The sequence below is a fragment of the Methylobacterium terrae genome (assembly GCF_003173755.1).
Taxonomy (GTDB): domain Bacteria; phylum Pseudomonadota; class Alphaproteobacteria; order Rhizobiales; family Beijerinckiaceae; genus Methylobacterium; species Methylobacterium terrae.
Genome location: NZ_CP029553.1, coordinates 2,979,824 through 3,002,362 on the forward strand (window position 1 = coordinate 2,979,824; position 22,539 = coordinate 3,002,362).

The following is a 22,539-nucleotide window of genomic DNA, read 5'->3' on the forward strand; positions in this document are numbered from 1 at the left end:
GCTCTCGCGGCCTGGAAGGTGTTTACCTGACGTAGAGATCATAGCCTCATCGGGGTAAATGGCTTCTCCTTCGTCTTGTCCGACCGGCGACGCTCGCCCCTCAGATCTCCACCACCCCGATCGTCTCCTCGTCGAACGCGACGCTCTTCACGATCGCCAGCACCGGCAGCCCCGGCGCCAGGGCGAGCTCGTGGGCGGCGAGCCGCGTGACCTCGGCGACCAGCACCGCCTCGCCGCAGGCGATCTCGACCCGGGCGTGGGCTCCGTCCCCCGGTGTCACGGTGGTCACGGTGCCGGGGAGGACGTTGCGGGCGCTCAAGCCCCGCGGGACGTCCCGCGCCACCAGCACGTCGCGGGCGCGCACCCGGACCCGCACGCCGGCGCCCTCCGGGAGAGAAAGCCGCGGCACGGTGAGGCGACCGGGGGCGCCCTCCAGGCGGGTGAGGCCGAAGGCGTCGTCGTGGGCGGCGACCCGCAGGTGCAGGAGCGCGCCGGTCTCGGCCGTCTCGCGGCCCGGAAAGAGGGCGCCGCGGCGAAGCACCTCGGCGGCGGGGCCGCAGGCCGCGACCCGGCCCTGGTCCAGCACCACCACGGTGTCGGCGAGCCGGGCCACCTCGGCGACCGCGTGGCTGACATAGACGATCGGTACCCGCGCCTCGTCGCGCAGGCGGGCGACGTAGGGCAGGATCTCGGCCTTGCGCGCCTCGTCGAGGGCCGAGAGCGGCTCGTCCATCAGGAAGAGCCGGGGGCGGGCGAGCAGCGCCCGGCCGATCGCCACCCGCTGGCGCTCGCCACCCGAGAGCCCCGCGGGGCGCCGCTCGAGCAGGGCCGCGATGCCGAGGAGATCGGCCACCGCCGCGAGGCTCGGCCCGCCGTCCCGGTCGCGGGAAAACCAGCGCCCGAACAGGAGGTTCTGGCGCACGCTCAGGTGCGGCATCAGCCGCGCCTCCTGGAAGACGTAGCCGATCCGGCGCCGGTGCACCGGCACCCGGACGCGCGCCTGCGTGTCGAGGAGGGTCACGCCGTCGACCACGACCCGTCCGTGATCCGGCCGCACCAGCCCGGCGATCACGTCGACGAGGGTCGACTTGCCGGAGCCCGAGCGGCCGAACAGGGCGGTGACCCGGCCCTCCGCCGCGAAGGCGGCGTCGAGCGCGAAGGCGCCGCGGGCGTGGCGGACCGCGACCTCGATCATGCCGGGAAGCCCCTCATGCCCCGAGCCTGCGCCGCGCCCGGCGCGCGAGCCACTCCGAGGCGACGAGCGCCGCCATCGACAGCGCGACCGAGACCAGGGTGAGGCGCAACGCTCCCGCCTCGCCGCCGGGCACCTGGGTCAGGGTGTAGATCGCCGCCGGCAGGGTCTGGGTCTCGCCCGGGATGTTCGACACGAAGGTGATGGTGGCGCCGAACTCGCCCATCGCCTTGGCGAAGGCCAGCACCGCGCCGGCGAGGATGCCGGGCAGGGCCAGCGGCAGCGTGACGACGACGAAGACCGCGGCGGGCGAGGCCCCCAGCGTGCCGGCGGCCTGCTCCAGCTTGCGGTCGACCGCCTCGAAGGACAGGCGCATCGCCCGCACCATCAGCGGGAAGCCCATCACCGCGCAGGCGAGCGCCGCCCCGGTCCAGCGGAACGAGAACACGACGCCGACCTCCGCCAGGGCCGGCCCGAACCACCCCCGGCGCCCGAAGGCGAGGAGCAGCAGGTAGCCGGTCACCACCGGCGGCAGGATCAGGGGCAGGTGCACCAGCCCGTCGAGCAGCGCCCGGCCGCGGAACTCGCGGCGGGCCAGCAGGTAGGCGACGGCGAGGCCCGGCAGCAGGCTCGCCAGCGTCGCCACGCTCGCCACCAGCAGGCTGAGCCTGAGCGCGCTCCACTCGTCGGGGGTGAGGAACAGGGGAGGGGTCATCCGGCGGCGGGGTCGGCCAGGATGGCGAATCGGCGCCCGGAGTCCAGGCCCCGCGCGGCAACGCAGGGTTCCGACCCCGTGGGATTGATCCGCCGGCGCGTTTGGGGCCTCTGTGAAGGTCTCACTCCCGGAGGCCCGGATGATCACCTTCTACTTCAACGGCTCGCCCAATCCGACCAAGGTCGCGCTCTTCCTGGAGGAGGCGGGTCTGCCCTACGAGCCCGTGGCGGTGGACACCCGCAAGGGCGAGCAGTTCGCGCCCGACTTCCTCAAGCTCAACCCGAACGGCAAGGTGCCGGTGATCGTCGACGACGGCACCGTGGTGTTCGATTCGAACGCGATCCTGCTCTATCTCGCCGAGAAGACCGGCCGCTTCTTGCCCCCGGCCGCGGAGCGCGGTGCGCTCCTGTCCTGGCTGATGTTCGTCGCGACCGGCATCGGCCCGTTCTCGGGCCAGGCGGTGCATTTCCGCCACTTCGCCCCCGAGAAAGTGGCTTACGCCGACGAGCGCTACCAGTTCGAGGTGAAGCGCCACTACGAGGTCGTCGAGCGGCACCTCGCCGAGCGGGAATGGATGGTGGGCGAGGCCTACGGCATCGTCGACATGGCCCTGTGGGGCTGGGCCCGGATGCTGCCCTTCGTGCTGGGCGAGGGCGCCTTCGACGCGTTTCCGAACCTGAAGCGCCACCACGACGCCGTCGCCGCTCGCCCGGCCGCCGCGAAGGCCGTCGCCCTGAAGGACCGGTTCACCTTCAAGGCCGAGCTGGATGCCGAGGCGCGCGGGCACATGTTCAAGCACCTGAAGCCGGCCGTCTGAGCCGGCACCGGGGACAGGGAGGACAACGCCATGAGATCGTTCGACAATCCGTTCAAGCGCGCGCTCGCCGAGAGCCGGCGGCAGGCCGGCCTGTGGATGACCACCGGCTCGCCCGGCATCACCGAGCTCGCCGCCGGTGCCGGCTTCGCCTGGATGCTCATCGACATGGAGCATTCGCCCAACGACCTGATCCAGGTCGTCGACCACCTGCGGGCGGCCGAGGGCGGCACCGCCGAGCCGGTGGTGCGGGTGCCGTGGAACGAGCCGGTGATGGTCAAGCGCCTGCTCGACCAGGGCGCCCGCTCGCTGATGTTCCCGTTCGTGCAGAGCGCCGAGGAAGCGCGGCGGGCCGTCGCCGCGACGCGCTACCCGCCGCACGGCATCCGGGGCTTCGCCGGCACGTCGCGCGCCACCGGCTACGGCCTGCGGCCGGACTACCACGCCCGCTCAGGGGACGAGGTCTGCGTGATCGTGCAGGTCGAGACCCGGGAGGCGCTGGAGGCGGCCGGCGAGATCGCGGCGGTCGAGGGCGTCGACGGCGTCTTCATCGGACCGAACGATCTGGCCGCCAGCATGGGCCATCTCGGGGAGCCCGGTGCCGCCCCGGTGCGCGAGGCGATCGCGGCGGCGCTGCCGCGGATCCGGCAGGCCGGCAAGGCGGCGGGCCTGCTCAATTTCAGCGAGGCGGGCGCCAAGGCCGACTTCGAGGCCGGGTTCGGCTTCGTGGCGGTGGCCGGCGACGCCTTCCTGCTCGCCCGCGAGACCCAGCGGGTCGCCAAGCTGTTCGGCGCCTGACGCTCCGGAGGATCCTCGATGACCGCCCTGTCGTTCCAGCACCGCTTCGAGCCCGCCGCCGATCCGAAGGCGGTGCCGCTCCTGCTCCTGCACGGCACCGGGGGCGACGAGGACGACCTCCTGCCCCTCGGCCGGGCCCTGTCGCCCGGGGCGGCCCTGCTCTCGCCTCGCGGCCAGGTGCTGGAGGGCGGTGCGCCGCGCTTCTTCCGCCGCCTCGCCGAGGGCGTGTTCGACGAGGCCGACGTGGTGCGCCGGGCCGGCGACCTCGCCGGTTTCGTGACCGCGGCGCGGGCGGAGTACGGCCTCGCCGCGCCGCTCGCCGTCGGCTTCTCGAACGGCGCCAACGTCGCCGCCGCCCTGATGCTGCTGCATCCGGGCGTGCTCGCCGGCGCCGTGCTGCTGCGGGCGATGGTGCCGCTCTCGGACCCGCCGGCGGCGCGGCTTCAGGGTGAGCCGGTGCTGATCCTGTCGGGCCGGATGGACCCGATCGTGCCCGCCGACAACGCCGCGCGCCTCGCCGCGCTGCTGAAGGAGGCGGGCGCCGCCGTCACGCACGAGATCCTGCCCGCCGGCCACGGCCTGTCGCAGGCGGATCTGGTGCGGGCGACGACGTGGCTGACCGGAAGGCCCTGAGGCGTCGCCGAGAGTTCACCGAGCGTTTCGAACAAACACCGGCAGCCGACGTTGGGGGCATTCGCGAGACGCCCTCGACCGAAGGATACCGGCATGGTCCCCTTGCGCTACGCTCCCGACGTCGAGAAGCCCGCCCCCGGCGAGCAGGAGACGATCGACGGCATCATCCGGGGGATGACGCAGCAATCCGAGACCGTGGAGACGCGCGAGCGCCACGCCGTGCGGGCGAGCCACGCCAAGTCTTCGGCCTGCGTCGTCGGCGAGCTCACGGTCGCCGAGGGGCTGCCGGCGGAGCTCGCGCAGGGACTGTTCGCGGCGGCCGGAACCTATCCGGTGGCGGTACGCTTCGCGCAGGGGCCGGGCGAGACCCTGGGCGACCGGGTCTCGACCCATCGCGGCATGGCGATCAAGGTGTTCGGCGTCGCCGGCGAGAAGCTACCGGGCCACGCCGCGGACACCCAGGACTTCGTCCTGGCCACCGGCACCACCTTCCCGTCCGGCACCGCGGCGGGGTTCCTGCGCGACGGCGCGGTCATCGGCAAGAGCGCCGGCCTGCCGGAGGGCGCGAAGAGCGCGGTCGCCTCCGCGGCGCGCACCCTCAACAAGGTGCTGCACGCCTTCGGCACCGAGAGCGCGATGGCGGACTTCTTCGGCCACCCGTTCAGCCATCCCCTCGCCAACAGCTACTTCAGCCAGGCGCCGATCCGCTTCGGCGATCACGTGGCGAAGCTCGGCGCGGTGCCGGATTCGGCGGGCCAGCGGGCGCTCGCCGAATGGCGCCTCGACCCGCACGCGGACGAGGACGGCTTCCGGCACGCCGCGGTCGCGTATTTCCGCGAGAGCGAGGCGGTGTTCACCCTGAAGGCGCAGCTCTGGGCCGATGCCGAGAGGCAGCCGATCGAGGATGCCTCGGTCGATTGGCCGGTGGCGATCAGCCCCTACCGCACGGTCGCGACGATCCGCCTGCCGCGCCAGGACGCCTACTCGCCCGAGCGGGTGCGCTACTTCGACGAGGTGATGACCTTCCGCCCGGCCCACAGCCTCGCGGTTCACCGCCCGCTCGGCTCGGTGATGCGGGCGCGGCTCCAGGTCTACCGGGCGCTCAGCGCGTTCCGGCACCGCGAGAACGGGGTGGCGGAGAAGGAGCCGGCGGGGGTGGAGCAGATTCCGGCGTGACGGCGGCGGGGTCGATCCTCGCTCGAGCCCCGATCCTGCCACCCTCCGCGTCATCCCGGTGCCGCGCTGCGGAACCCGGGATCGATGAACGCTGACGCTTCAGGATGAAGCGGACCGCGTGCCGCCGGATTCTGCGCCGTCAGCGCTGATGAATCCCGGGCTCTCGCTTGCGGCGAGCCCCGGGAGAACGTCGGGTGTTGCGGGCGGACGGGCTCGTCGGACAACGAGGCTTCTCGACTCGCAGAACTTTACTGCGCCGCGAAGAACTTCGGATCGAGCGCCGAGAGCGCGAGCAGCGGCGCCGGCATCACCACGCCGGCGCGGCGGATCGACTGGGCCGCCGCCCGGCAGGCCTGAACGTCGTTGGACGCGGCCGCCGCATCGACCTGCGCGACCTGCTCGGGGCTCGGCTTCTTCTGCGCCGGCGCCCCGGCCGGGGCGGGCGCGGCCTGGGATTGGGCCTGCGCCTGCCCCTGCGGCCCGGAGGCACCGGGGCCGGTCTGCGCCACCGGGCCGCTCAGGCCCGATTTCTGCTGAACTTCTCCGGCGGCGCTGCTCGGCTGCTGCGACGCGCCGCGGTCGGGCGCCTGCACGGCGGCGGTCGCGGGCTGCGGGGCGCTCGCGGCAGGAGTGTCCGGCGCCTTCGGGTGCACGAAGGCGACGAGTTCCTGGCACAGGTTCGCCGGCGGGCCGGCGGCCTGCGCTGCGCTCAAGGAAGCGGCGAGGCCGATGGCGGCGAGGGTGACGATGCCGGTCCGGTTCACGATCCCGCCTCCGCCTTGTGACCGGCCTTGCCCGGCTCCTTGATGTCGCCGGTCCAGCGCGGGCCGACGAGGTTGGTGCCCGGATCCGAGACCCGGGCGCCCGAGGTGGCGAAGGCCTGGTAGGCGAAGCGCTGGTTCTCGGCGAGCAGGAAGCTCGCCGCCGCGGCGAGCACCAGGGCCGCCGCCACGGCGACCAGGAAGGCTTTCATCGCTCTCTCCGCCTCAATCATTCCGCCGGGACTTGGCCGCGGCCGAGCTGCGGCCCGCTCGCGGTCTTCGCCTGCTGTTCCTTGACCCAGAGGTCGTGGTGCACCTTGGCCCAGGCGAGATCCACCTCGCCGCTGCCCATCGCGTCGTAGGCGCCCTCCATGCCTAAGGACCCGATATAGATGTGGGCCAGGATGCCGGCGATGAACACCACGCCGATCAGCGAGTGGATCACCTGCATGATCTGCATCCCGTTGATGTCGGTCACGGCGAACGGGAAGATCATCATGATGCCGGTGGCGCCCATGGCGAGGCCGAAGCCGACCACCATCCAGAACACCATCTTCTGGCCGGCATTGAAGCGCCCGGCGCTCGGATGCGCGTCGCCGAGCAGGCCGCCGCCCTGCTTGAGCCAGATCCAGTCGATCCTGCCCGGGATGTTGTCCTTGATCCACAGGACTAGCATGAACAGCACGCCGAGCATGAACGGCCAGGCGAGGTAGATATGCGCGTACTTGCCATACTGGGCCAGCGTGGCGAACGCCTCCGGGCCGATCAGCGGCATCAGCAGGCGCTTGCCGAAGATGTAGTTCAGGCCCGACAGCGACAGCACGATGAAGCAGGTCGCGGTCATCCAGTGCGAGAAGCGCTCGAAGCCGTTGAAGCGCAGGATCTTGCGCCCCGATTCCTCGCTGTGCTCGAGGCGGATGCGCCCCCGGGTGAAGTAGAACAGGCCGAGCGCGGCCAGCATGCCGAGCACCACCAGCCCGCCGATCCAGGGAAGCCAGGATTCGCGGAACTCGCGCCATTCACGGCCCTGCGGCTGGATCAGGTTGGCGGCGGTGGCGTTCGGGATCGAGATCCGGCCGTGGATCTTCGGGTCCTGCTTGAACAGCATCTCCTCGTTGACCGAGGAGGCGGTGGGGTTGGGGGCGCCGTCGGGCGCGCGCACCTGCGCGACGGCGGGCGCCGCCAGCGCCAGGGTCGCCGCCAGGAGGAGGGGGGTCAGCCTGCGCATCGGAAGTCCCTCAGATCGCGATCGTCTCGCGGTAGGCCGTCTTCCAGCCCCACGCGCCCGAGCCGTAGCCGCGCTTGATCACCCGCTCCTTGTAGATCTGGGCGATCATCTCGCCGTCGCCGGCGAGCAGCGACTTCGTCGAGCACATCTCTGCGCAGAGCGGCAGCTTGCCTTCCGCCAGGCGGTTCGAGCCGTACTTCTCGTACTCGGCGACCGAGAGGTCGACCTCGGGGCCGCCCGAGCAGTAGGTGCACTTGTCCATCTTGCCGCGGGACCCGAAATTCCCGACCCGCGGATATTGCGGTGCCCCGAACGGGCAGGCGTAGAAGCAATAGCCGCAGCCGATGCACAGGTCCTTGGAATGCAGCACCACGGCATCGGCCGTGGTGTAGAAGCAGTTCACCGGGCACACCGCCGCGCAGGGAGCGTCGGTGCAGTGCATGCAGGCCATCGAGACCGAACGCTCGCCGGGCTTGCCGTCGTTGAGGGTGATGACCCGGCGACGGTTGATGCCCCACGGCACCTCGTGCTCGTTCTTGCAGGCGGTGACGCAGGCGTTGCACTCGATGCAGCGGTCCGCGTCGCAGAGGAACTTCATTCTGGCCATGAGGATCCCTCCCTTACGCCGCGCTGATCTGACAGAGGGTCACCTTGGTCTCCTGCATGCCCGTCACGGGATCGAAGCCGTAGGTGGTCACGGTGTTCACGCTCTCGCCGAGCACCACCGGGTCGGCGCCCTTCGGGTAGAAGTCGCGCATGTCCTTGCCCTGGTACCAGCCCGAGAAGTGGAACGGCATCCAGGCCACGCCCTTGGCGACGCGATCCGTCACCAGCGCCTTCACCTTGGCCTTCGACGAATTCTCCGGCCCGTAGACCCAGACGAACTGCCCGTCCTTGATGCCGCGCTCGGCGGCATCCTGGGTGTTCACCTCGACGAACATGTCCTGCTGCAACTCGGCGAGCCACGGGTTCGAGCGGGTCTCCTCGCCGCCGCCCTCGTACTCGACGAGGCGGCCGGACGAGAGGATGATCGGGAACTGCTTGGCGATCCCGCGATCGACCGCCGCCTTCTGCACCGAGAAGCCGACGTTGGGCATCCGGAACTGCCGCTCGTCGGGCCGGGTCGGGTACTTGGCGACGAGGTCGGGGCGCGGCGAGTAGACCGGCTCGCGGTGGACCGGCACCGGGTCGGGCAGGTTCCAGGCATTGGCCCGGGCCTTGCCGTTGCCGAACGGGATCACGCCGTGATCGAGGCAGACCCGCTGGATGCCGCCCGACAGGTCGGTGGCCCAGCTGACCGCGTCCGGGTTGTTGCCGCCGATCCGCTGGATCGTCGCCAGTTCGTCCGCCGTCAGGTCCTTGTCCCAGCCGAGCTTGCGGAACACCCCGTAGGTGAATTCCGGGTAGCCGTCGGTGAGGTCGGAGCCCTGCGAGAAGGAATCCTCGGCGAGCAGCGTCTGCCCGTTGCGCTCGGTGCCGAACCGGGCCCGGAAGGTGCCGCCGCCCTCCTTCACGTGGAGCGCGGTGTTGTACAGGATGTGCGTGCCCGGGTGACGAATCTCGGGCTTGCCCCAGCACGGCCACGGCAGGCCGTAATAGTCGCCGCCGACTTCCGGGTCGTCCTTCGGCGCCCGCAAGGTGACGAGATCGAACTTGTGCTGGTTCTTCATGTGCGCCTTCAGGCGCTCGGGGCTCTGGCCGCAATAGCCGGTCGACCAGCCGCCGCGGTTGATCTCCCGCAGCAGGTCCTCGGCATCCGGGATGCCGTCGACGACCTTGATGTTCTTGAACAGCGCGTCGGCGAAACCGAGCCTCTCGGCCATCCGGTAGATGACCTCGTAGTCGTTCTTCGACTCGAAGGCCGGCTTCACGATCTGCTCGCCCCACTGGATCGAGCGGTTCGAGGCGGTGCGCGACCCGTCCATCTCGAGGGACGTGCAGATCGGCAGGAGGTAGGTGTTGTCCCGGCGCGCGTCCATCGCCGCGAAGGTGGTCGGGTGCGGGTCGGCGACGACGAGCAGTTCCAGCTCCGCCATGCCCTTCACCGCCTCGGGCATCCGGGTCACGGTGTTGCCGCCGTGGCCGAACACCATCATGGCCTTGAGCGGCGTGCGCTGGTCGACCTGGTCGGCCGGCAGGCTCACCGCGTCGAACCACCGGGTCGAGGTGAGACCGGGGGTCTCCATGTTCTCCTTGCGCGAGCGGGCCTTGCGGCCGGCGCTGGCGGGGACCTCGTCGAAGCGCGACTGCAGCCAGTCGTACTCGACCTCCCAGACCCGGGCCCAGTGCTTCCAGCCGCCCTCGACGAGGCCGTAATAGAGCGGCAGCGTCGTGACATCGAGGCCGAGATCGGTGGCGCCCTGGACGTTGGTGTGACCGCGGAAGATGTTGGCGCCGGTGCCCGGCTTGCCGACGTTGCCGGTGGCGAGGCACAGGATGCAGAGCGCCCGCACGTTGGCGGTGCCGACGGTGTGCTGGGTCGCGCCCATGCACCAGATCAGGGTCGCGGGCTTCTCCTTGGCGAAGAGCTCGGCGACGCGCTTCAGCTGCTCGCCCGGCACGCCCGAGACCCGCTCGACCTCGTCGGGCGTCCACTTGGCGACTTCCTTGCGGACGTCGTCCATCGCGTAGACGCGTTGCTCGATGAAGGCACGATCCTCCCAGCCGTTCTGGAAGATGTGCCAGAGGATGCCCCAGATCACCGGGATGTCGGTGCCCGAGCGGATCCGGACGTACTCCGTCGCGTGCGCGGCCGTCCGGGTGAAGCGCGGATCGATGACGATCATGTTGGCGCGGTTGATCTCCTTGCCCGACAGCACGTGCTGCATGGAGATCGGGTGCGCCTCGGCGGGGTTGCCGCCGAGGATGATCATCGTCTTGGCGTTGCGGATGTCGTTGTAGGAATTGGTCTGGGCGCCGTAGCCCCAGGTGTTGGCGACGCCCGCCACCGTGGTCGAGTGGCAGATGCGGGCCTGGTGGTCGACGTTGTTGGTGCCCCAGAACGCCCCGAGCTTGCGGAACAGGTACGAGGCCTCGTTGGTGAACTTGGCCGAGCCGAGCCAGTAGACCGAGTCCGCGCCGTTCTTGTTGCGGATCGCCTGGAGCTTGTCGGTGATCTCGGTGATCGCCTGGTCCCAGGAGACCCGCTGCCACTCGCCGTTGACGATCTTCATCGGGTAGCGCAGGCGGCGGTCGCTGTGGACGAGCTCGCGGATCGCCGCGCCCTTGGCGCAATGCGCCCCGCGGTTGATCGGGCTCGCCCAGGACGGCTCCTGGCCGACCCAGACGCCGTTCACGACCTCGGCCGTGACGGTGCAGCCGACCGAGCAGTGGGTGCAGATGTTCTTAGCGATCACGGCCTTTGCCGGATCGGCCGAGGAGCCGGCGGCCTGGGCCTGCCGCACCGCGCCGAGCCGCACCGTGCCGAGGGCCGCGAGGCCGCCGGCGGCGAGCCCCGATTTCCGCAGGAAGCCGCGGCGGTCGAGGGTGTGGGCGGTCAGGCCCGCGGCGAGGGCCTGGTGGCTGCCGCGGCCCGCAACGCCGCTCCTGCGCTTGGTCAGCATCGCCGGTCTCACTTCTTCAGCGTCTCGTAGCCGTTGGTGCGGTAGAAGGCCTTGACGTGGTCGGTCTCGCGGTAGCGCGACCGGGTCTCGGCGTTGCCGGGGTCGTAGGCCTTCGCCTCGGTGGTGCCGAGCGGCACGGAGGCGACCGCGGCCGCCGCCGCGGCGGTGCCGCCGCCCAGCGCGCGAAAGAACTGCCGCCGTCCGAGCCCGGTGTCGTCGTCCTTCCGGGTATCGTCGTCTTGCCGCATGGCGGCTCTCCTCTTCGTGTCCGCGTCCCGGTTCAACTCATGCATCCATGGCAAAGGCTTCGGCCTCGATCGTCGTGAACACCTCGCCGAGCTCGCCGACCGCACGGTAGAACGGCGTCCCCGCTTGCGCCGCAACGTCGGTGAAGAAACGCCCGACCCACGGCTTCAGGTGCCGCTCGAAGAAGCGATGGTCGCTTCCCGGCTCGGCCGGCAGGCGGCCCGAGGACAAGTTCGCCATGACCTCGAGCAGGGTGGCGGCATGGTCCTCCGGCTCGCTCGACGACGGATCGCGCTCGAGCCCGAGCTCGGCGAAGTCCTGGCGGACCCGTGCCAGCGGACGCTCGTTGAGGAAGCCGGTGAGGTAGTACGAGGCGTAGGGCATGATCAGCCCGCGCCCGACGCCGACGAACAGGGCGAAGTAGTCGCGCCCGACCGCGCGCGGGTCGGCCTCGCGGGCGGCCCGCCCGAGGGCGGCGTGGGCCTGCCCGAGCGGGGAGCCGTCACCGTCGAGCCCCTGCAGGACGGCCAGCAGGTCCGGCGCCGGGGCGCGGCCGAGCACGGCCGCCAGGAGGTCGTATTCCTGCGCGCGCAGAGCGTCGATCTCGTCGACCGGACCGGGCCCCTGGTTCACCGTCACCTCGCGCTGCGCGCTTCCGCCGTCGGGGCCTGCCGGCACTCACGCGCCCTCCTTCATTTGGAGGAGGCGCCCCGTTGGCGGCACCATAGCGGGGAATCCGTGGCGCACAATTCTACTTTCTAACGCTTCAAATCGGTAGCGCCCCGCCATGGCGTTGCAGGCGGGGAGGGGCCGGGGATGAGGGGCGATCCGATGCGAGGCGGGGCGTCGCCTCTGCCGCGGAGAATCCCGGGGCCTGGTCTGCCCCACCGACTTCCGCGAGCGGAGGACTGTTCGGCGAGACGGAAGGGTGCGGGATCCCTCCTCTCCCGGCGGGCGGGGAGAGGCTTTCGCCCCCCTCGTCGGGGGCGACAGGCGCGCGGGCGGAGCCGGAGCGAGGGCGAGGGCGAGGGGGTTCCGCCGGAGGAGCCTCATCCGGAGATACCGCCTCACCCTCGCCCTGCGGGCTCGCCGCGCCCCCGACGTGAGGGACGCGGCCCTCTTCCCGCCCGCGGGGAGAGGGGGGACGCGCGCCATCTCCGGCCTCGTCGCTCCCGTCGGAGACGGCGGCCGGGTTCTCCTCCCCGCCCCCGAACACCTTCTCGACCATCGCCCGCACGTCCTCGGCGGAGATCGCGCCGCCGGTGCCGGGCACGCCGCCGGGCGTGTTCCAGTCGTAGGCGTATTCGCGCGCCTCGCTGACGAAGTCGCGGATCGCCGGGTCGATCGACCACATCCGGCGCAAGGCGGCGTTGCGCAGGGCCCGCGGCACGCCGACTCGCAGGAACGGGGTCAGGTCGGTCGCGGCGGTCAGAGCGTCGAGGGAGGGGAGCTGCGCCAGCTCCTCGGGACCCAGGGAGAGTTCGTCTTCCGCAGGCGCCGTCCCGGGCACGATCGGTGCCGCGGCCTCCGGCGCCGATTCCGGGGGCCGGCGCGCCTCGTCGCGCTTGCGCCGCGACCAGCGGGCGAGGAAGCCGTCGCTCACGGCTCCTCCGGCCGACGCCGCGCGCCGGCTCCCTGGCGTGCGAGAGCCTCCGGGTCGGCCCGGTCGCGCTTGCGCTTGTGGAAGACCCGCTCGACGTGGAACGCCCGGTAGAACGCCCCGACCTCGGCCTGGATCTCCGGCGGCATCGGCACCGCCTCGACGATCTCGCCGATGCCCTCGGCGAGCGATTCGCCCTCGTAGGGATCCGCCGTCACGGTGGCGACCGCGTAGGTGTCCGGGCCGGTCTCGCGGAGCGCCACCCAGAGCGAGGGCCGGGCCGCCGCGAGGTTGTCGCCGTAATGGGCCGTCTCGGCCGGGTGAAGCTCGACCTCGTAGGCGCCGGCATAGAAGGTCTCCTCGTCCTCCGTGGCCGAGAGGCGGGTCCAGGGCGCGGTTCCGGGAAGGCCCGGCAGCACCGCGACGGGAAGCCAGGCGTGGCTCGCCCACGGGCCCTTCAAGCGGCGCTTGGCGACTACGACGCCGACGGAGATCAGCTGCGTGCTCATCAGGCCTCTCCCGTGACGACAACCGGCAGGCCCGCGATCAGGTTCTGCGGCTTCATCGTCACGAGCCGGTCCGGATTCATGGCGAGCAGCAGGTAGACCGGCTTGCCGCCGAGGCGCGGATCGGCCCGTGACGCATCCGCGATCGTGAGGCGGAAAAGGGCCAGGACCCGCTCGCGGGTGGCCGCGTCCACCGCCTCGCCGCGCCACAGGGCGTTGCCGATCCGCGTTCCCTCGGCGTCGAGCCCGACGAACCAGCGCCAATCCTCGTCCTCGATCGCGGGAATCGGCGCGACGCTCGCCTCGACCGCCAGCAGGTGACGGACGAACGCCTCGATCGCCCGGGCCAGCCCCTCGCGGGATTTCGGGTCCGAGCCGAGGTTGAGCGCCATGCTGAAGGCGTCCGACCGGCTCCAGTAGGTCCAGGCATTGTCGGCCGTCAGCACGTCGAGCTCGGAGACCGGCTCGCGCCCGAGCATCGCGACGAGGGGCGATGGCCGCCCGGCGCCCTCCGCCTCGTCGATCAGCTCGGCATCCGCCAGGAGCAGCGTCCCGTCGCCGAGCGAGGCGCGCTGCGGGCGGAAGAACAGCTCGGCGGCGCGCAAGGTGTAGGGATCGTCGCAACCGTCGAGCGCGTTGCGCAGGATCAGGTGGACGAGCTGGTTGAGGAAGAGCGGCGGCGTCCCCGACGCCCCCCGGCGGACGAGGTCGAGATAGGCCGCCTCGACGGAGCGCGCGGCGAGCAGCCGGTCGCGGAAGGCGAGGATCATCTCCCAGTTCTCGCGGGCATCCGCGTCGGCCAGGGCCGCGATCTCCGCCGGCGTCACCGGGCGGCGGGGATCGGCGAGGAGCGCGGCGTGCAAGCCCCGCTCGGCGTCGCAGGCCTCGTCCGGCGGCAGCAGCTCGGGGCGGGCGAGATAGGCCAGCAGCAACTCGTCGGTGACGACGAGCCCGCCGCCCGCGTCGCGCCGGGTGAGGTGGTGGCCGCTCGAGACCCAGAATTCAGGCATGGTGGGCTCTCAGGACGGGTTCCGGTTGAGCAGGCCGGCGAGGTCGACCCGCTCCTCGGGCTCCTCGTCGGTCTCGTAGAAGTCGAAGGCGCGGGCATAGGCGTGGCGCCGGTCGGTACCGGGCACGGCGCCCTCCCGCGGGCGCAAAGCCCGGAAGCGCTCGCGGATCTCGCCGTCCTCGACCGTCCGGTGCAGGGCCAGCACGGTGCCGACCGGCGGGCCGCACAGCGATTCGGCCACCGCGATCTCCTCGCGGGCGGCGGCGAGCGCGCTGTCGCGGTCCGGCGCGCCGAGGCGGGCCCGGACCTGCGCGGCCAGCCTCTCGATCGCGGCCTCGCGCTCGGGCTCGCTCGCCTCGCTCACCACCACCAGGGTCGAGAAGCCGAAGGACTCGATGCCGACGAAGCCGGCCCGGAACGCCGCCCGCTCCTTGCCCGCGAGGCTGGCCGGATCCGCGTCGAGGAACAGGAAGCTGCCGGTCACCGCCCATTCGCCGGGCGGCGCGGCACGGGGAAAGACCAGGGTGTCGGAGGGGTCGAGCCGCAGGGTGCGGGGGAGCTTGAGGCTCACAGGCGCGGCCCTCCCCGGGCGGGGTCGAACCAGCCGGTCCCGTCGAGGCGCAAGGCGTCGGGATCGGCGTCGAGGTAGCCCCGCGCCCGGGCGATGGCGGCCGCCGGCCCGTCCTCGGCCCAGAGCGACAGGCCGCGCAGGAGGTGACGGGCGAAGCTCTCGATCAGCGCATCGGCGCCGGCCTCGAAGCCCTCCTCCTCGAGCGAGGTCGAGCCGGGGGTGTGGCCGGGATCGCCGGCCTCGCGCTTCGAGGCGATCAGCATCGCGGAGAAGACGAGCCAGTCCGGCACCGCGTCCTCGGCGCAAGGCCCGGGCCAGGCCAGGCGTCCGCCGCCGAGGCGGGCGCGGTCGAAGACCAGCGTGCCGCCAGCGTCGAGGGTCACCGGCTTGTCGGGAGGGCCATGGCTGCCGACCGCCTCGGCGAGCGCCGTGAGGCCGACGATCCCGACCCGGCGGGCGACCGCCAGCGGCTCCTCGGGCGCCAGCACCACCGCGACGTCGACCACCCCCGGGCGCGCGCCGACCACCAGGGTTCCGGCGGCCTCGGCCTCGGCGCGAGCGAGCGCGCAGGCCCGGTCATGCGCCGTCCCGGCCGAGGCGGAGAGGCGCAGCGGCCGGAAGGCCGGGGGCAGCATCAGGCTCTGTCGGTCGGCGGGAGTCATGGCCATGTCGGGGGCGATGTCGGGGGTGCCTGCGCGCACGTGTCGGGTCGTTCTTTTTAACGGCTCGTATATAGCGCTGGAGTGGTGAACAAGGGGCATGACGCCCCAGTGGGCGGTATGGGCGCGCGAGCGACGCTCAAGACCTCAAGGGGCACGAGGCCCTCGGAGACGCGCGTGGTGTCGGATCGGATCGTGATCGCCTGTTCCTGCGAGGGCAGCATGCCCCTCGACGCGGCGGCGATCGGCAAGGCCTGCGGGGGAACGCTGGAGACGGGCGACCAGCTCTGCGGCCGCGAGCTGGAGCGGGTGCGGGCGGCGATGGCCTCAGGGAGCCCGGTCACCGTGTCCTGCACCCTGAAGGCGCCCTTGTTCCGCGAGGTGGCGGAGGAATCCGGCGCCGAGGAGCGCGTCGCCTTCGCCAATATCCGCGAGACCGCCGGCTGGTCGACGCAGGCGGCAGGGGCAGGCCCCAAGATGGCGGCGCTCCTCGCCGCGGCGGCCGAGCCGATGCCGACCCCGGCGAGCGTGAGCTTCGAGAGCCAGGGCGTGGCCCTCGTCTACGGCCGCGACGAGGTCGCGATCGAGGCCGGCCGTCGCCTGTCCGACCACCTCGACGTCACGGTGCTGCTCTCCCGCCCCGGCGAGGTGGCGCCGCCGCGCTCGGGCGAGGTGCCGGTGCTGAAGGGCACCGTGCGGAGCGCGACCGGCCATCTCGGCGCCTTCTCGTTGCGGGTCGACGATACCGCCCTGCCGCTGCCCTCGTCGCGCCGGATCCTGGAATTCGGGCCGTCCCGGGACGGGGCGACCTCGACCTGCGACATCGTCGTCGATCTCACCGGGGGCATGCCGCTCTTTCCGGGCCACGCGCTGCGCAGCGGTTATCTCCGCGCCGATCCCCGCGACCCGGCGGCGGTGGAGCGAGTCCTGTTCGAGGCGTCCCACCTCGTCGGTACCTTCGACAAGACCCGCTTCGTCGACTTCCACGCCGAACTCTGCGCCCATTCGCGCTCGCGCATCACCGGCTGCACCCGCTGCCTCGAGGTCTGCCCGACCGGGGCGATCACGCCCGCCGGCGACCACGTCGCGATCGATCCCCATGTCTGCGCCGGCTGCGGCTCCTGCGCCTCCGTCTGCCCGACGGGTGCTGCGGCCTACGCCCTGCCGCCGGCCGACACGCTGCTGCGCCGCCTGCGCACCCTGCTCACCGCCTATCACAAAGCGGGCGGCCGGGCGCCGGTGCTGCTGGTCCACGACGAGGCGCACGGCGCGCCCCTGATCGACGCGCTCGCCCGCTACGGCGACGGCCTGCCGGCGGACGTGCTGCCGTTCCCCGTCAACGAGGTGACCCAGGTCGGCCCCGAGGCCATCGCCGCCGCCTTCGCCTACGGGGCGGCCGGAATGCGGTTCCTCGTCCGGGCGCGGCCGACGCACGACGCCGCGCCGCTCGCCCGCAACGCCGCCCGGTTCGACGGGGTGGCGCAGGCCCTCGGCTACGGGCCGGCCTCGGGCGGAGCCGTGGTCGCGCTGATCGAGACCGACGACCCTGACGCGCTCGGCCGGGCCCTCGGCGCGGGAGCCCGCGGCACGCCGGCCCCGGTCCCGTCGGGCTTCATGCCGGACGGCGACGTGCGCGGCGTCCTGCGCTTCGCGGTCTCGGAGTTGCACCACGCCGCACCGCGGCCGGTCGACCGCGTGCCGCTCGATGCCGGCGCGCCCTTCGGCGGGCTCGCGTTCAAGACCGAGGCCTGCACCCTCTGCCACGCCTGCGTCGGCGCCTGCCCGACGGGAGCGCTCGCCGACGATCCCGACCGACCGCGCCTGACCTTCGCCGAGAGCGCCTGCGTGCAATGCGGCCTATGCGCCGCGACCTGCCCGGAGGACGTGATCGGGCTCGAGCCCCGGCTCGACTTCGCCGCCTGGGCCGCGCCGCGCCGGGTGCTCAAGGAGGAGGAGCCGTTCGACTGCATCGCCTGTGCCAAGCCCTTCGGCACCCGCAGCACGATCGAGCGGATCGTCGGCCGCCTGCGCGACCGCCACTGGATGTTCGCCGGCGAGGCGGGCGAGCGGCGGATCAAGGCCCTGATGATGTGCGACACCTGCCGGGTCTCGCACGTCCTCGCCGAGGGCTTCGACCCGCACGCCGCGGCGGACAACCGGCCGCGGACCTCGGAGGACTACATCCGGGCGCGTGAAGCATGAGCCGGGCGCGGGGTGCCCTTGGGGCATGTTCCGTGGACGCGCGGCGGCAATACCGCTAAACTCGGCTCGCCGTGGGTCCATCACCGACCCGCGGTCATAACGGGCTCCGCCGTCATGGATCGACTGACCGACGACATCCTCGATGCCATGGCATCGGATCTCAACCAGGACGGCATCGTCGCGTGCGCGGATCTCGTCGCGAGGAATGAAGGCACCGGACTCTCGATGCCCGCTCTCTCGGCGGCCTTGCGCCATCGCGGGTATCGCGGGGCAGACCTCCACGGCCACACGATCGAGACGGAAACCGACGTCACCACGATCGCCTACGACGCGGACCGCTACCGGAGCGAGCGGTCGGCCGAGGCGGCCTGGACGACGCTCCGGCGCCGGTCGGAGCGGGACCGGGTCGAGCGACGCGTGGCGGATTGGCTCCAGCGCCTGAACGACCTCAAGGCGCAGGTGGGCCGATGGGTCGCCGAGGCTCCGCCAGCCGAGATCGTCGATCGTCCGTCGGTCACCATGAACGAAGATCTCATGCGCGAGTACGGCGTCGATGCGCGCGCCATGCCGTCCTTCGACGTGATCGTGGGCGAGCGGCGCGCCGTCCGGTTTCAGCCCAAGGGCCTGTGGACCCTCGGCGGCAACGGCCGGGTCGATCTCGTCACGCCGGCTTCCGCGCTCATCCTCGTCGATCGATCGGAGCCCTTGAGCCATCCGTCCCGATGGATGGTCTACAGGCCCCGGGACAGGGCGCGGGGCACTCCCCTCGACGGGCGGGTCTTGCGCCACGTGGTCGCCACGGGCGATCTCGCGTGAGCATCTTCCGCGAGTTGGCGGATCAGTACGCGATCGCCGACGGTGCTTTCGCCGCTCTGGAGAGCCGGGCCTTCGCGCGGGACGACGACGGTGCCTACGACGTCGCCGTACGGCAGCGCGAGCATAACGACCGCTCCTACTTCCTCTACGTCTTCACACGGTTCGAGACCACCGTGAACGAGGCGGTGGAGCGGCTTCTGTCCATCCGCTGTGCAACGGTCACACCTTGGCCGGAGCGTCGCGTCTGGGAGACGCTGCGACGAAGCAAGCTCGCGGACGTCGCGTTCCTGATCCGCGTTCAACTCCTGCTCGACAAATCGCAGGTGGACTACGCGTACATCCGTCGCCTCTATGAGAGCCGCAACGGCATCGGGCATGGTGGAGATTGGACCCGGCCCTACGACGTCGCGGATGTCGCGGCCCGCCTTGAGACGATCGCCGGCACCGTCCACGTCACGTAGGACGCGCGCTCGCGCGGGCCGGCGCGCGCCTCACCGCGTCGCCTTCTCCAGGAACCGCACCAGCGCCGCCCGGTCCTCCGACGCGGAAATCGTCTGCTCGGGCATCTTGGTGCCGGGGGTGAAGCGGGCGGGGCCGATCTCGAACAGCCGGGCGATCGTGTCGGCGGTCCACGTGATGTCGAGCTGCCGGAAGGCCGGGGAGTATGGGTAGCCCGGCACCGTCGCGATGCGGCGGCCGAACACGCCGTGGAGGGTCGGCCCGGCCCGGTTGCCGCCGTCGGGCGTCAGGGTGTGGCAGGCCTCGCAGGCGCGGAACACCTCCGCCCCGCGGTCGCCCGCAAAGGCAGCGAGCGCATCCGCCGGGCGGGCCATGGCGAGCGGGCCGATCGGCTCGCCGGTGGCGAGGTCCCAGCGCCGCAGCAGCCGGTCGCCGCCGCCGGTGACGAGCTCGCCCGACCCGCGGAAGGCCAGCGACCAGACCGGCAGGCCCGGCCCGACCAGGGTGAGCCGCACCCGCGCCTCGGCCCGGTCGACGATCGCGACCGCGCCGCCGACCGTCGCGGTCGCGATCCGGCGCCCGTCGGGGGAGAGCGCCAGCGCCACCACGGGCCGCGGGCCGATCTCCAGGCTCGCCCGGACGGTCCCGTCCGGCCGCAGCAGGCGCAACGCTCCGTCGGCCCCGGCGGCCGCGATCTCGCCGTCGGGCGCGGCCGCCACGGCGCTGACCGGCGCCTCGAGCGGCACGCTCAGCGGGGATCCCGCCTCGGGCCAGATCCGGACCGTCGCGTCGTAGCCCGCGGTGACGAGGCGCCCGTCGGGCAGGAAGGCGACGGCGTTGACCGGGCCGCGATGGCCCTCCCGGACGAGGGCCGGCGCCCCGTCGAGCGGCGTGATCCGGGCGGTGCCGTCCCAGGACGACGAGGCGACGGAGGCCCCGTCCGGCGCCACCGCGAGGCCGGAGACCGGGCCGGCATGGCGCGTCAGGATCCGCTCCGGCTCGGGGCCCTCGCGCCAGAGGGCGACGCGCCCGTCCTCGGCCCCGGTGAGGAGCCCGCCATCGGGCAGCAGCGCCACCGCGTTCACCGCGCCATCGTGGAAGCGCAGGATCCGGAGCGCCGTCCCGTCCTCGACCGACCACAGGATCGCCGAGGCGTCGAAACTGCCCGAGAGCGCCTGGCTCCCGTCCGGCGTCACCGCGAGCGCCCGCACCGGCCCGCCATGGCCGCGCATCGGCACCTCGGCGCGGGCGGTCGGGGAAAGCACGGCGGCGAGGACGAGGAGGACGGAGCGGAGGCGAGAACGCATGGCGCGCGGGGTCCCGGACGTGGCTCCCGCCTGTACCGCCGCGCGGCGGCGGACGGGAAGGTGAAGCGGTGACACGGGGCCGGGCGCCTTGACAGTGTAAGCAATGTTATATTGTTACAAGCGTGGAGGTGCCCATGCCCGACGCTCGCCCGCACGATCCCCGCGCTCACGATCACCGCCTGCCCGTCACGGTCCTCTCCGGCTTCCTCGGCGCCGGCAAGACGACCCTGCTCAACCACGTCCTCGCCAACCGCGATCGCCGGCGGGTCGCCGTCATCGTCAACGACATGAGCGAGGTGAACATCGACGCCGACCTCGTGCGGGCCGGCAGCGCCGACCTGTCGCGGACCGACGAGCGCCTGATCGAGCTGACCAACGGCTGCATCTGCTGCACCCTGCGCGACGACCTGATGCAGGAGGTGCGGCGCCTCGCCGAGGAGGGGCGGTTCGACGCGCTCCTGATCGAGGGCACCGGCATCGCCGAGCCGCTGCCCGTCGCCTCCACCTTCTCGTTCCGCGACGAGGACGGCCGCTCGCTGTCCGACATCGCCCGCCTCGACACGATGGTGACGGTGGTCGATGCCGTGAACCTCCTGCGCGACTACGGCTCGCACGACTTCCTGCGCGACCGCGGCGAGACGGCGGGGGAGGAGGATGCCCGCACCCTGGTCGATCTCCTGGTCGAGCAGATCGAGTTCGCCGACGTCGTGGTGATCAACAAGGCCGGCGACGTGACGCCTGAACAGCGCGGCCTCGTGCGCCAGGTGGTGCGCGGCCTCAACGGCGACGCCCGGATCGTCGAGGCCGCGTTCGGGCAGGTGGCCCTCGACCATGTGCTGGAGACCGGCTTGTTCAGCGAGGAGCGGGCGCAGGCCCACCCGCTCTGGTACCGGGAACTCTACGGCGCCGCCGAGCACGTGCCGGAGACCGAGGAATACGGCATCGGCTCCTTCGTCTACCGCGCCCGGCGCCCGTTCGACCCGATGCGCTTCGATGCCTTCACCAAGGCGACCTGGCCGGGGCTGATCCGGGCCAAGGGCCATTTCTGGCTCGCGACCCGGCCGGACTGGGTCGGCGAGTTCTCGCTCGCCGGCGCGACCGCGCGGGTCACGCCGCTCGGCCGCTGGTGGGCCGCGGTGCCGCGGACGCGCTGGCCCGATCACCCCGAATGGCGCGCCGTGCTCGAGCGGCACTGGAGCGACGCGTGGGGCGACCGGCGCCAGGAACTGGTCTTCATCGGTGCCGGGCTCGACGAGGCGGCGATCCGGCGCGCCCTCGATGCCTGCCTCGTCGGCGGCGAGGACGGCCCGGCGGCGGCGAACCGGGCGCGGCCCGACCCGTTCCCCGCCTGGGGGGCGCCTCCTGGCGCGGCTTGAACCGGCGGTGTTCCGGAGCCTTGCGACCCTGCGCGCCCGGGTCCCGCAGCAGGCATCGGCGCGCCGGGCCCTCGCGGCCCGGGCCCGCCGGGTCCTGGCGCTCGGCGAGGCGGACGTCCTGTCGGTCAACGAGATCGCCTGCGCCGATCCGGGCTGCCCGGATGCCGGGACGGTGATCCTCCTGATGCCGGCCGGGCGGCCGACCCGGGCGCTCCGGATCGCCAAGCCGATCGCCGCGGTGACCGACGCCGACATCGCCGCGGCGGAGCGGGAGGGACCGGCCGAAGGCCCGTGAGGCCGTGCCGGCGTCCTCGTCACCCTCGCGCCGGCCCGCGGGCGCTCCGGATACGGGGCACCGGGCCGGTCGGGTTCGCGAGCCAGGCCCGCCGCTCCGCGATCAGCGCCCGCAGCCGCGCGCGGCGGGCGTTGGGGTTGAAGCAGTCGCAGCCGTCGAGGCCGAACGGTTCGCACTCGAGGAGCGCCGCCAGGGCCGCCACGACGGCGACCGCGCCGAGGGCGGCGAGGGGCCAGGCGAAGCCGAGCCCGATCAGCGCGGCGAGCGCGAGCTTGCCCGCCAGCGAGCCGACGATCTTGGCCTTCACCAGCACCAGGAACGCGGCGCCGCCGCCCGCGCCGCCCCGGACCAAACGGACGACCCGCCGGCGAAACCGGTGCCGGGCGGCGAGCGCCTCCAGGCGCCGCAGCTGGCGGGCGACGCGCGCGACGGCCTGCCCGGTCGGACCGGGGTCGAGCGCGGCGGAGGTGAGGGGCGTCGCCGGCATTCCCGATCTCCATCGTCGCCCCGCGGTCGTTCGAGCGTAGCGGCGGCGGGGCGCCGGGTCGATCGCGCTCGGCGCCCCGTGCGCCCGCACCCGATCCGTGGCGCCGATGCACCGGGGATCCGTGCG

At 72.6% G+C, this 22,539-nt stretch carries 25 protein-coding genes; 9 read left to right on the plus strand and 16 right to left on the minus strand.

What is annotated here, in order from left to right; all coding sequences use genetic code 11:
- Positions 1–100: 100 nt before the first annotated feature.
- Together modC and modB are read right to left on the minus strand one after the other, a co-directional pair.
- Complete coding sequence (gene modC, locus DK419_RS13740; protein WP_109959576.1) at positions 101–1,195, minus strand: molybdenum ABC transporter ATP-binding protein; 1,095 nt, start codon at positions 1,193–1,195, stop codon at positions 101–103.
- A 13-nt stretch (positions 1,196–1,208) separates the two neighbouring features.
- Positions 1,209–1,907 carry a molybdate ABC transporter permease subunit gene (gene modB / locus DK419_RS13745; protein WP_109959577.1) on the minus strand — a complete coding sequence of 233 codons (699 nt, stop codon included), beginning with the start codon at positions 1,905–1,907 and terminating at the stop codon, positions 1,209–1,211.
- 139 nt (positions 1,908–2,046) lie between these two features.
- Between modB and DK419_RS13750 the strand changes: the two genes are divergently transcribed.
- From DK419_RS13750 to DK419_RS13765, 4 genes are all read left to right on the plus strand, one after another.
- Positions 2,047–2,724 carry a glutathione S-transferase family protein gene (locus DK419_RS13750; protein WP_109959578.1) on the plus strand — a complete coding sequence of 226 codons (678 nt, stop codon included), beginning with the start codon at positions 2,047–2,049 and terminating at the stop codon, positions 2,722–2,724.
- A 30-nt stretch (positions 2,725–2,754) separates the two neighbouring features.
- On the plus strand, positions 2,755–3,519 hold the full coding sequence (locus tag DK419_RS13755; protein ID WP_109959579.1) for an HpcH/HpaI aldolase family protein: 765 nt from the start codon (positions 2,755–2,757) through the stop codon (positions 3,517–3,519).
- 18 nt (positions 3,520–3,537) lie between these two features.
- On the plus strand, positions 3,538–4,152 hold the full coding sequence (locus DK419_RS13760; protein ID WP_109959580.1) for an alpha/beta hydrolase: 615 nt from the start codon (positions 3,538–3,540) through the stop codon (positions 4,150–4,152).
- Between the two features lie 93 nt (positions 4,153–4,245).
- On the plus strand, positions 4,246–5,328 hold the full coding sequence (locus DK419_RS13765; RefSeq protein WP_109959581.1) for a catalase family protein: 1,083 nt from the start codon (positions 4,246–4,248) through the stop codon (positions 5,326–5,328).
- Between the two features lie 248 nt (positions 5,329–5,576).
- On the opposite strand, the gene DK419_RS13770 is transcribed toward DK419_RS13765, so the two are convergent.
- From DK419_RS13770 to DK419_RS13825, 12 genes are all read right to left on the minus strand, one after another.
- Positions 5,577–6,092, minus strand: coding sequence for a hypothetical protein (locus DK419_RS13770; RefSeq protein ID WP_245442951.1), 516 nt, complete (start codon positions 6,090–6,092; stop codon positions 5,577–5,579).
- On the minus strand, positions 6,089–6,301 hold the full coding sequence (locus DK419_RS13775; RefSeq protein ID WP_109959583.1) for a hypothetical protein: 213 nt from the start codon (positions 6,299–6,301) through the stop codon (positions 6,089–6,091). The genes DK419_RS13770 and DK419_RS13775 overlap by 4 nt, the downstream gene beginning before the upstream one ends.
- Positions 6,302–6,318: 17 nt before the next feature.
- Positions 6,319–7,317, minus strand: a complete 999-nt coding sequence (locus tag DK419_RS13780) for a formate dehydrogenase subunit gamma (protein ID WP_109959584.1) — start codon at positions 7,315–7,317, stop codon at positions 6,319–6,321.
- Between the two features lie 10 nt (positions 7,318–7,327).
- Positions 7,328–7,924 carry a formate dehydrogenase FDH3 subunit beta gene (gene fdh3B / locus DK419_RS13785; RefSeq protein WP_048442646.1) on the minus strand — a complete coding sequence of 199 codons (597 nt, stop codon included), beginning with the start codon at positions 7,922–7,924 and terminating at the stop codon, positions 7,328–7,330.
- Positions 7,925–7,937: 13 nt separating this feature from the next.
- On the minus strand, positions 7,938–10,880 hold the full coding sequence (locus DK419_RS13790) for a formate dehydrogenase subunit alpha (protein WP_109959585.1): 2,943 nt from the start codon (positions 10,878–10,880) through the stop codon (positions 7,938–7,940).
- Positions 10,881–10,888: 8 nt separating this feature from the next.
- Complete coding sequence (locus DK419_RS13795) at positions 10,889–11,128, minus strand: formate dehydrogenase (protein WP_109959586.1); 240 nt, start codon at positions 11,126–11,128, stop codon at positions 10,889–10,891.
- Between the two features lie 37 nt (positions 11,129–11,165).
- Positions 11,166–11,804, minus strand: a complete 639-nt coding sequence (locus tag DK419_RS13800; RefSeq protein ID WP_425352653.1) for a TorD/DmsD family molecular chaperone — start codon at positions 11,802–11,804, stop codon at positions 11,166–11,168.
- Between the two features lie 88 nt (positions 11,805–11,892).
- Positions 11,893–12,729 carry a DUF3306 domain-containing protein gene (locus DK419_RS29475; RefSeq protein WP_109959587.1) on the minus strand — a complete coding sequence of 279 codons (837 nt, stop codon included), beginning with the start codon at positions 12,727–12,729 and terminating at the stop codon, positions 11,893–11,895.
- The gene (locus tag DK419_RS13810) at positions 12,726–13,235 is read right to left on the minus strand and encodes a DUF3305 domain-containing protein (protein ID WP_109959588.1); all 510 of its coding nucleotides are present in this window, start codon (positions 13,233–13,235) and stop codon (positions 12,726–12,728) included. Before DK419_RS13810 ends, DK419_RS29475 begins: the two co-directional genes overlap by 4 nt.
- Positions 13,235–14,242, minus strand: coding sequence for a DUF6352 family protein (locus DK419_RS13815; protein ID WP_109959589.1), 1,008 nt, complete (start codon positions 14,240–14,242; stop codon positions 13,235–13,237). The genes DK419_RS13810 and DK419_RS13815 overlap by 1 nt, the downstream gene beginning before the upstream one ends.
- A 9-nt stretch (positions 14,243–14,251) precedes the next feature.
- Complete coding sequence (locus tag DK419_RS13820) at positions 14,252–14,812, minus strand: DUF6505 family protein (RefSeq protein WP_109959590.1); 561 nt, start codon at positions 14,810–14,812, stop codon at positions 14,252–14,254.
- Positions 14,809–15,513, minus strand: coding sequence for a biotin/lipoate--protein ligase family protein (locus DK419_RS13825; protein ID WP_245442952.1), 705 nt, complete (start codon positions 15,511–15,513; stop codon positions 14,809–14,811). The genes DK419_RS13820 and DK419_RS13825 overlap by 4 nt, the downstream gene beginning before the upstream one ends.
- A 180-nt stretch (positions 15,514–15,693) precedes the next feature.
- On the opposite strand from DK419_RS13825, the gene DK419_RS13830 reads away from it, so the two are divergent.
- The 3 genes from DK419_RS13830 to DK419_RS13840 are packed head-to-tail and all read left to right on the plus strand — an operon-like array spanning position 15,694 to position 18,950.
- Entirely contained in the window at positions 15,694–17,673 is a 1,980-nt protein-coding gene (locus tag DK419_RS13830) for a 4Fe-4S binding protein (protein ID WP_109962296.1), read from the plus strand.
- Positions 17,674–17,685: 12 nt separating this feature from the next.
- Positions 17,686–18,489: a hypothetical protein gene (locus tag DK419_RS13835; RefSeq protein WP_162561227.1), complete on the plus strand. Its 804-nt coding sequence runs from the start codon at positions 17,686–17,688 to the stop codon at positions 18,487–18,489.
- A complete protein-coding gene (locus tag DK419_RS13840) occupies positions 18,486–18,950 on the plus strand; it encodes a hypothetical protein (protein WP_109959593.1) in 465 nt (154 codons plus the stop codon). Before DK419_RS13835 ends, DK419_RS13840 begins: the two co-directional genes overlap by 4 nt.
- A gap of 30 nt (positions 18,951–18,980) precedes the next feature.
- Here DK419_RS13840 and DK419_RS13845 read toward each other — a convergent pair whose 3' ends face one another.
- Positions 18,981–20,255 (minus strand): c-type cytochrome, encoded by a 1,275-nt coding sequence (locus DK419_RS13845; RefSeq protein WP_109959594.1) that lies wholly within the window; start codon positions 20,253–20,255, stop codon positions 18,981–18,983.
- A 134-nt stretch (positions 20,256–20,389) separates the two neighbouring features.
- Here DK419_RS13845 and DK419_RS13850 point away from each other — a divergent pair, with 134 nt between their 5' ends.
- On the plus strand, positions 20,390–21,631 hold the full coding sequence (locus tag DK419_RS13850) for a GTP-binding protein (RefSeq protein ID WP_109959595.1): 1,242 nt from the start codon (positions 20,390–20,392) through the stop codon (positions 21,629–21,631).
- Positions 21,632–21,638: 7 nt separating this feature from the next.
- Positions 21,639–21,926: a hypothetical protein gene (locus DK419_RS13855; RefSeq protein WP_245442953.1), complete on the plus strand. Its 288-nt coding sequence runs from the start codon at positions 21,639–21,641 to the stop codon at positions 21,924–21,926.
- A gap of 19 nt (positions 21,927–21,945) precedes the next feature.
- On the opposite strand, the gene DK419_RS13860 is transcribed toward DK419_RS13855, so the two are convergent.
- Positions 21,946–22,413: a hypothetical protein gene (locus tag DK419_RS13860; protein WP_245442954.1), complete on the minus strand. Its 468-nt coding sequence runs from the start codon at positions 22,411–22,413 to the stop codon at positions 21,946–21,948.
- Positions 22,414–22,539: the final 126 nt, after the last annotated feature.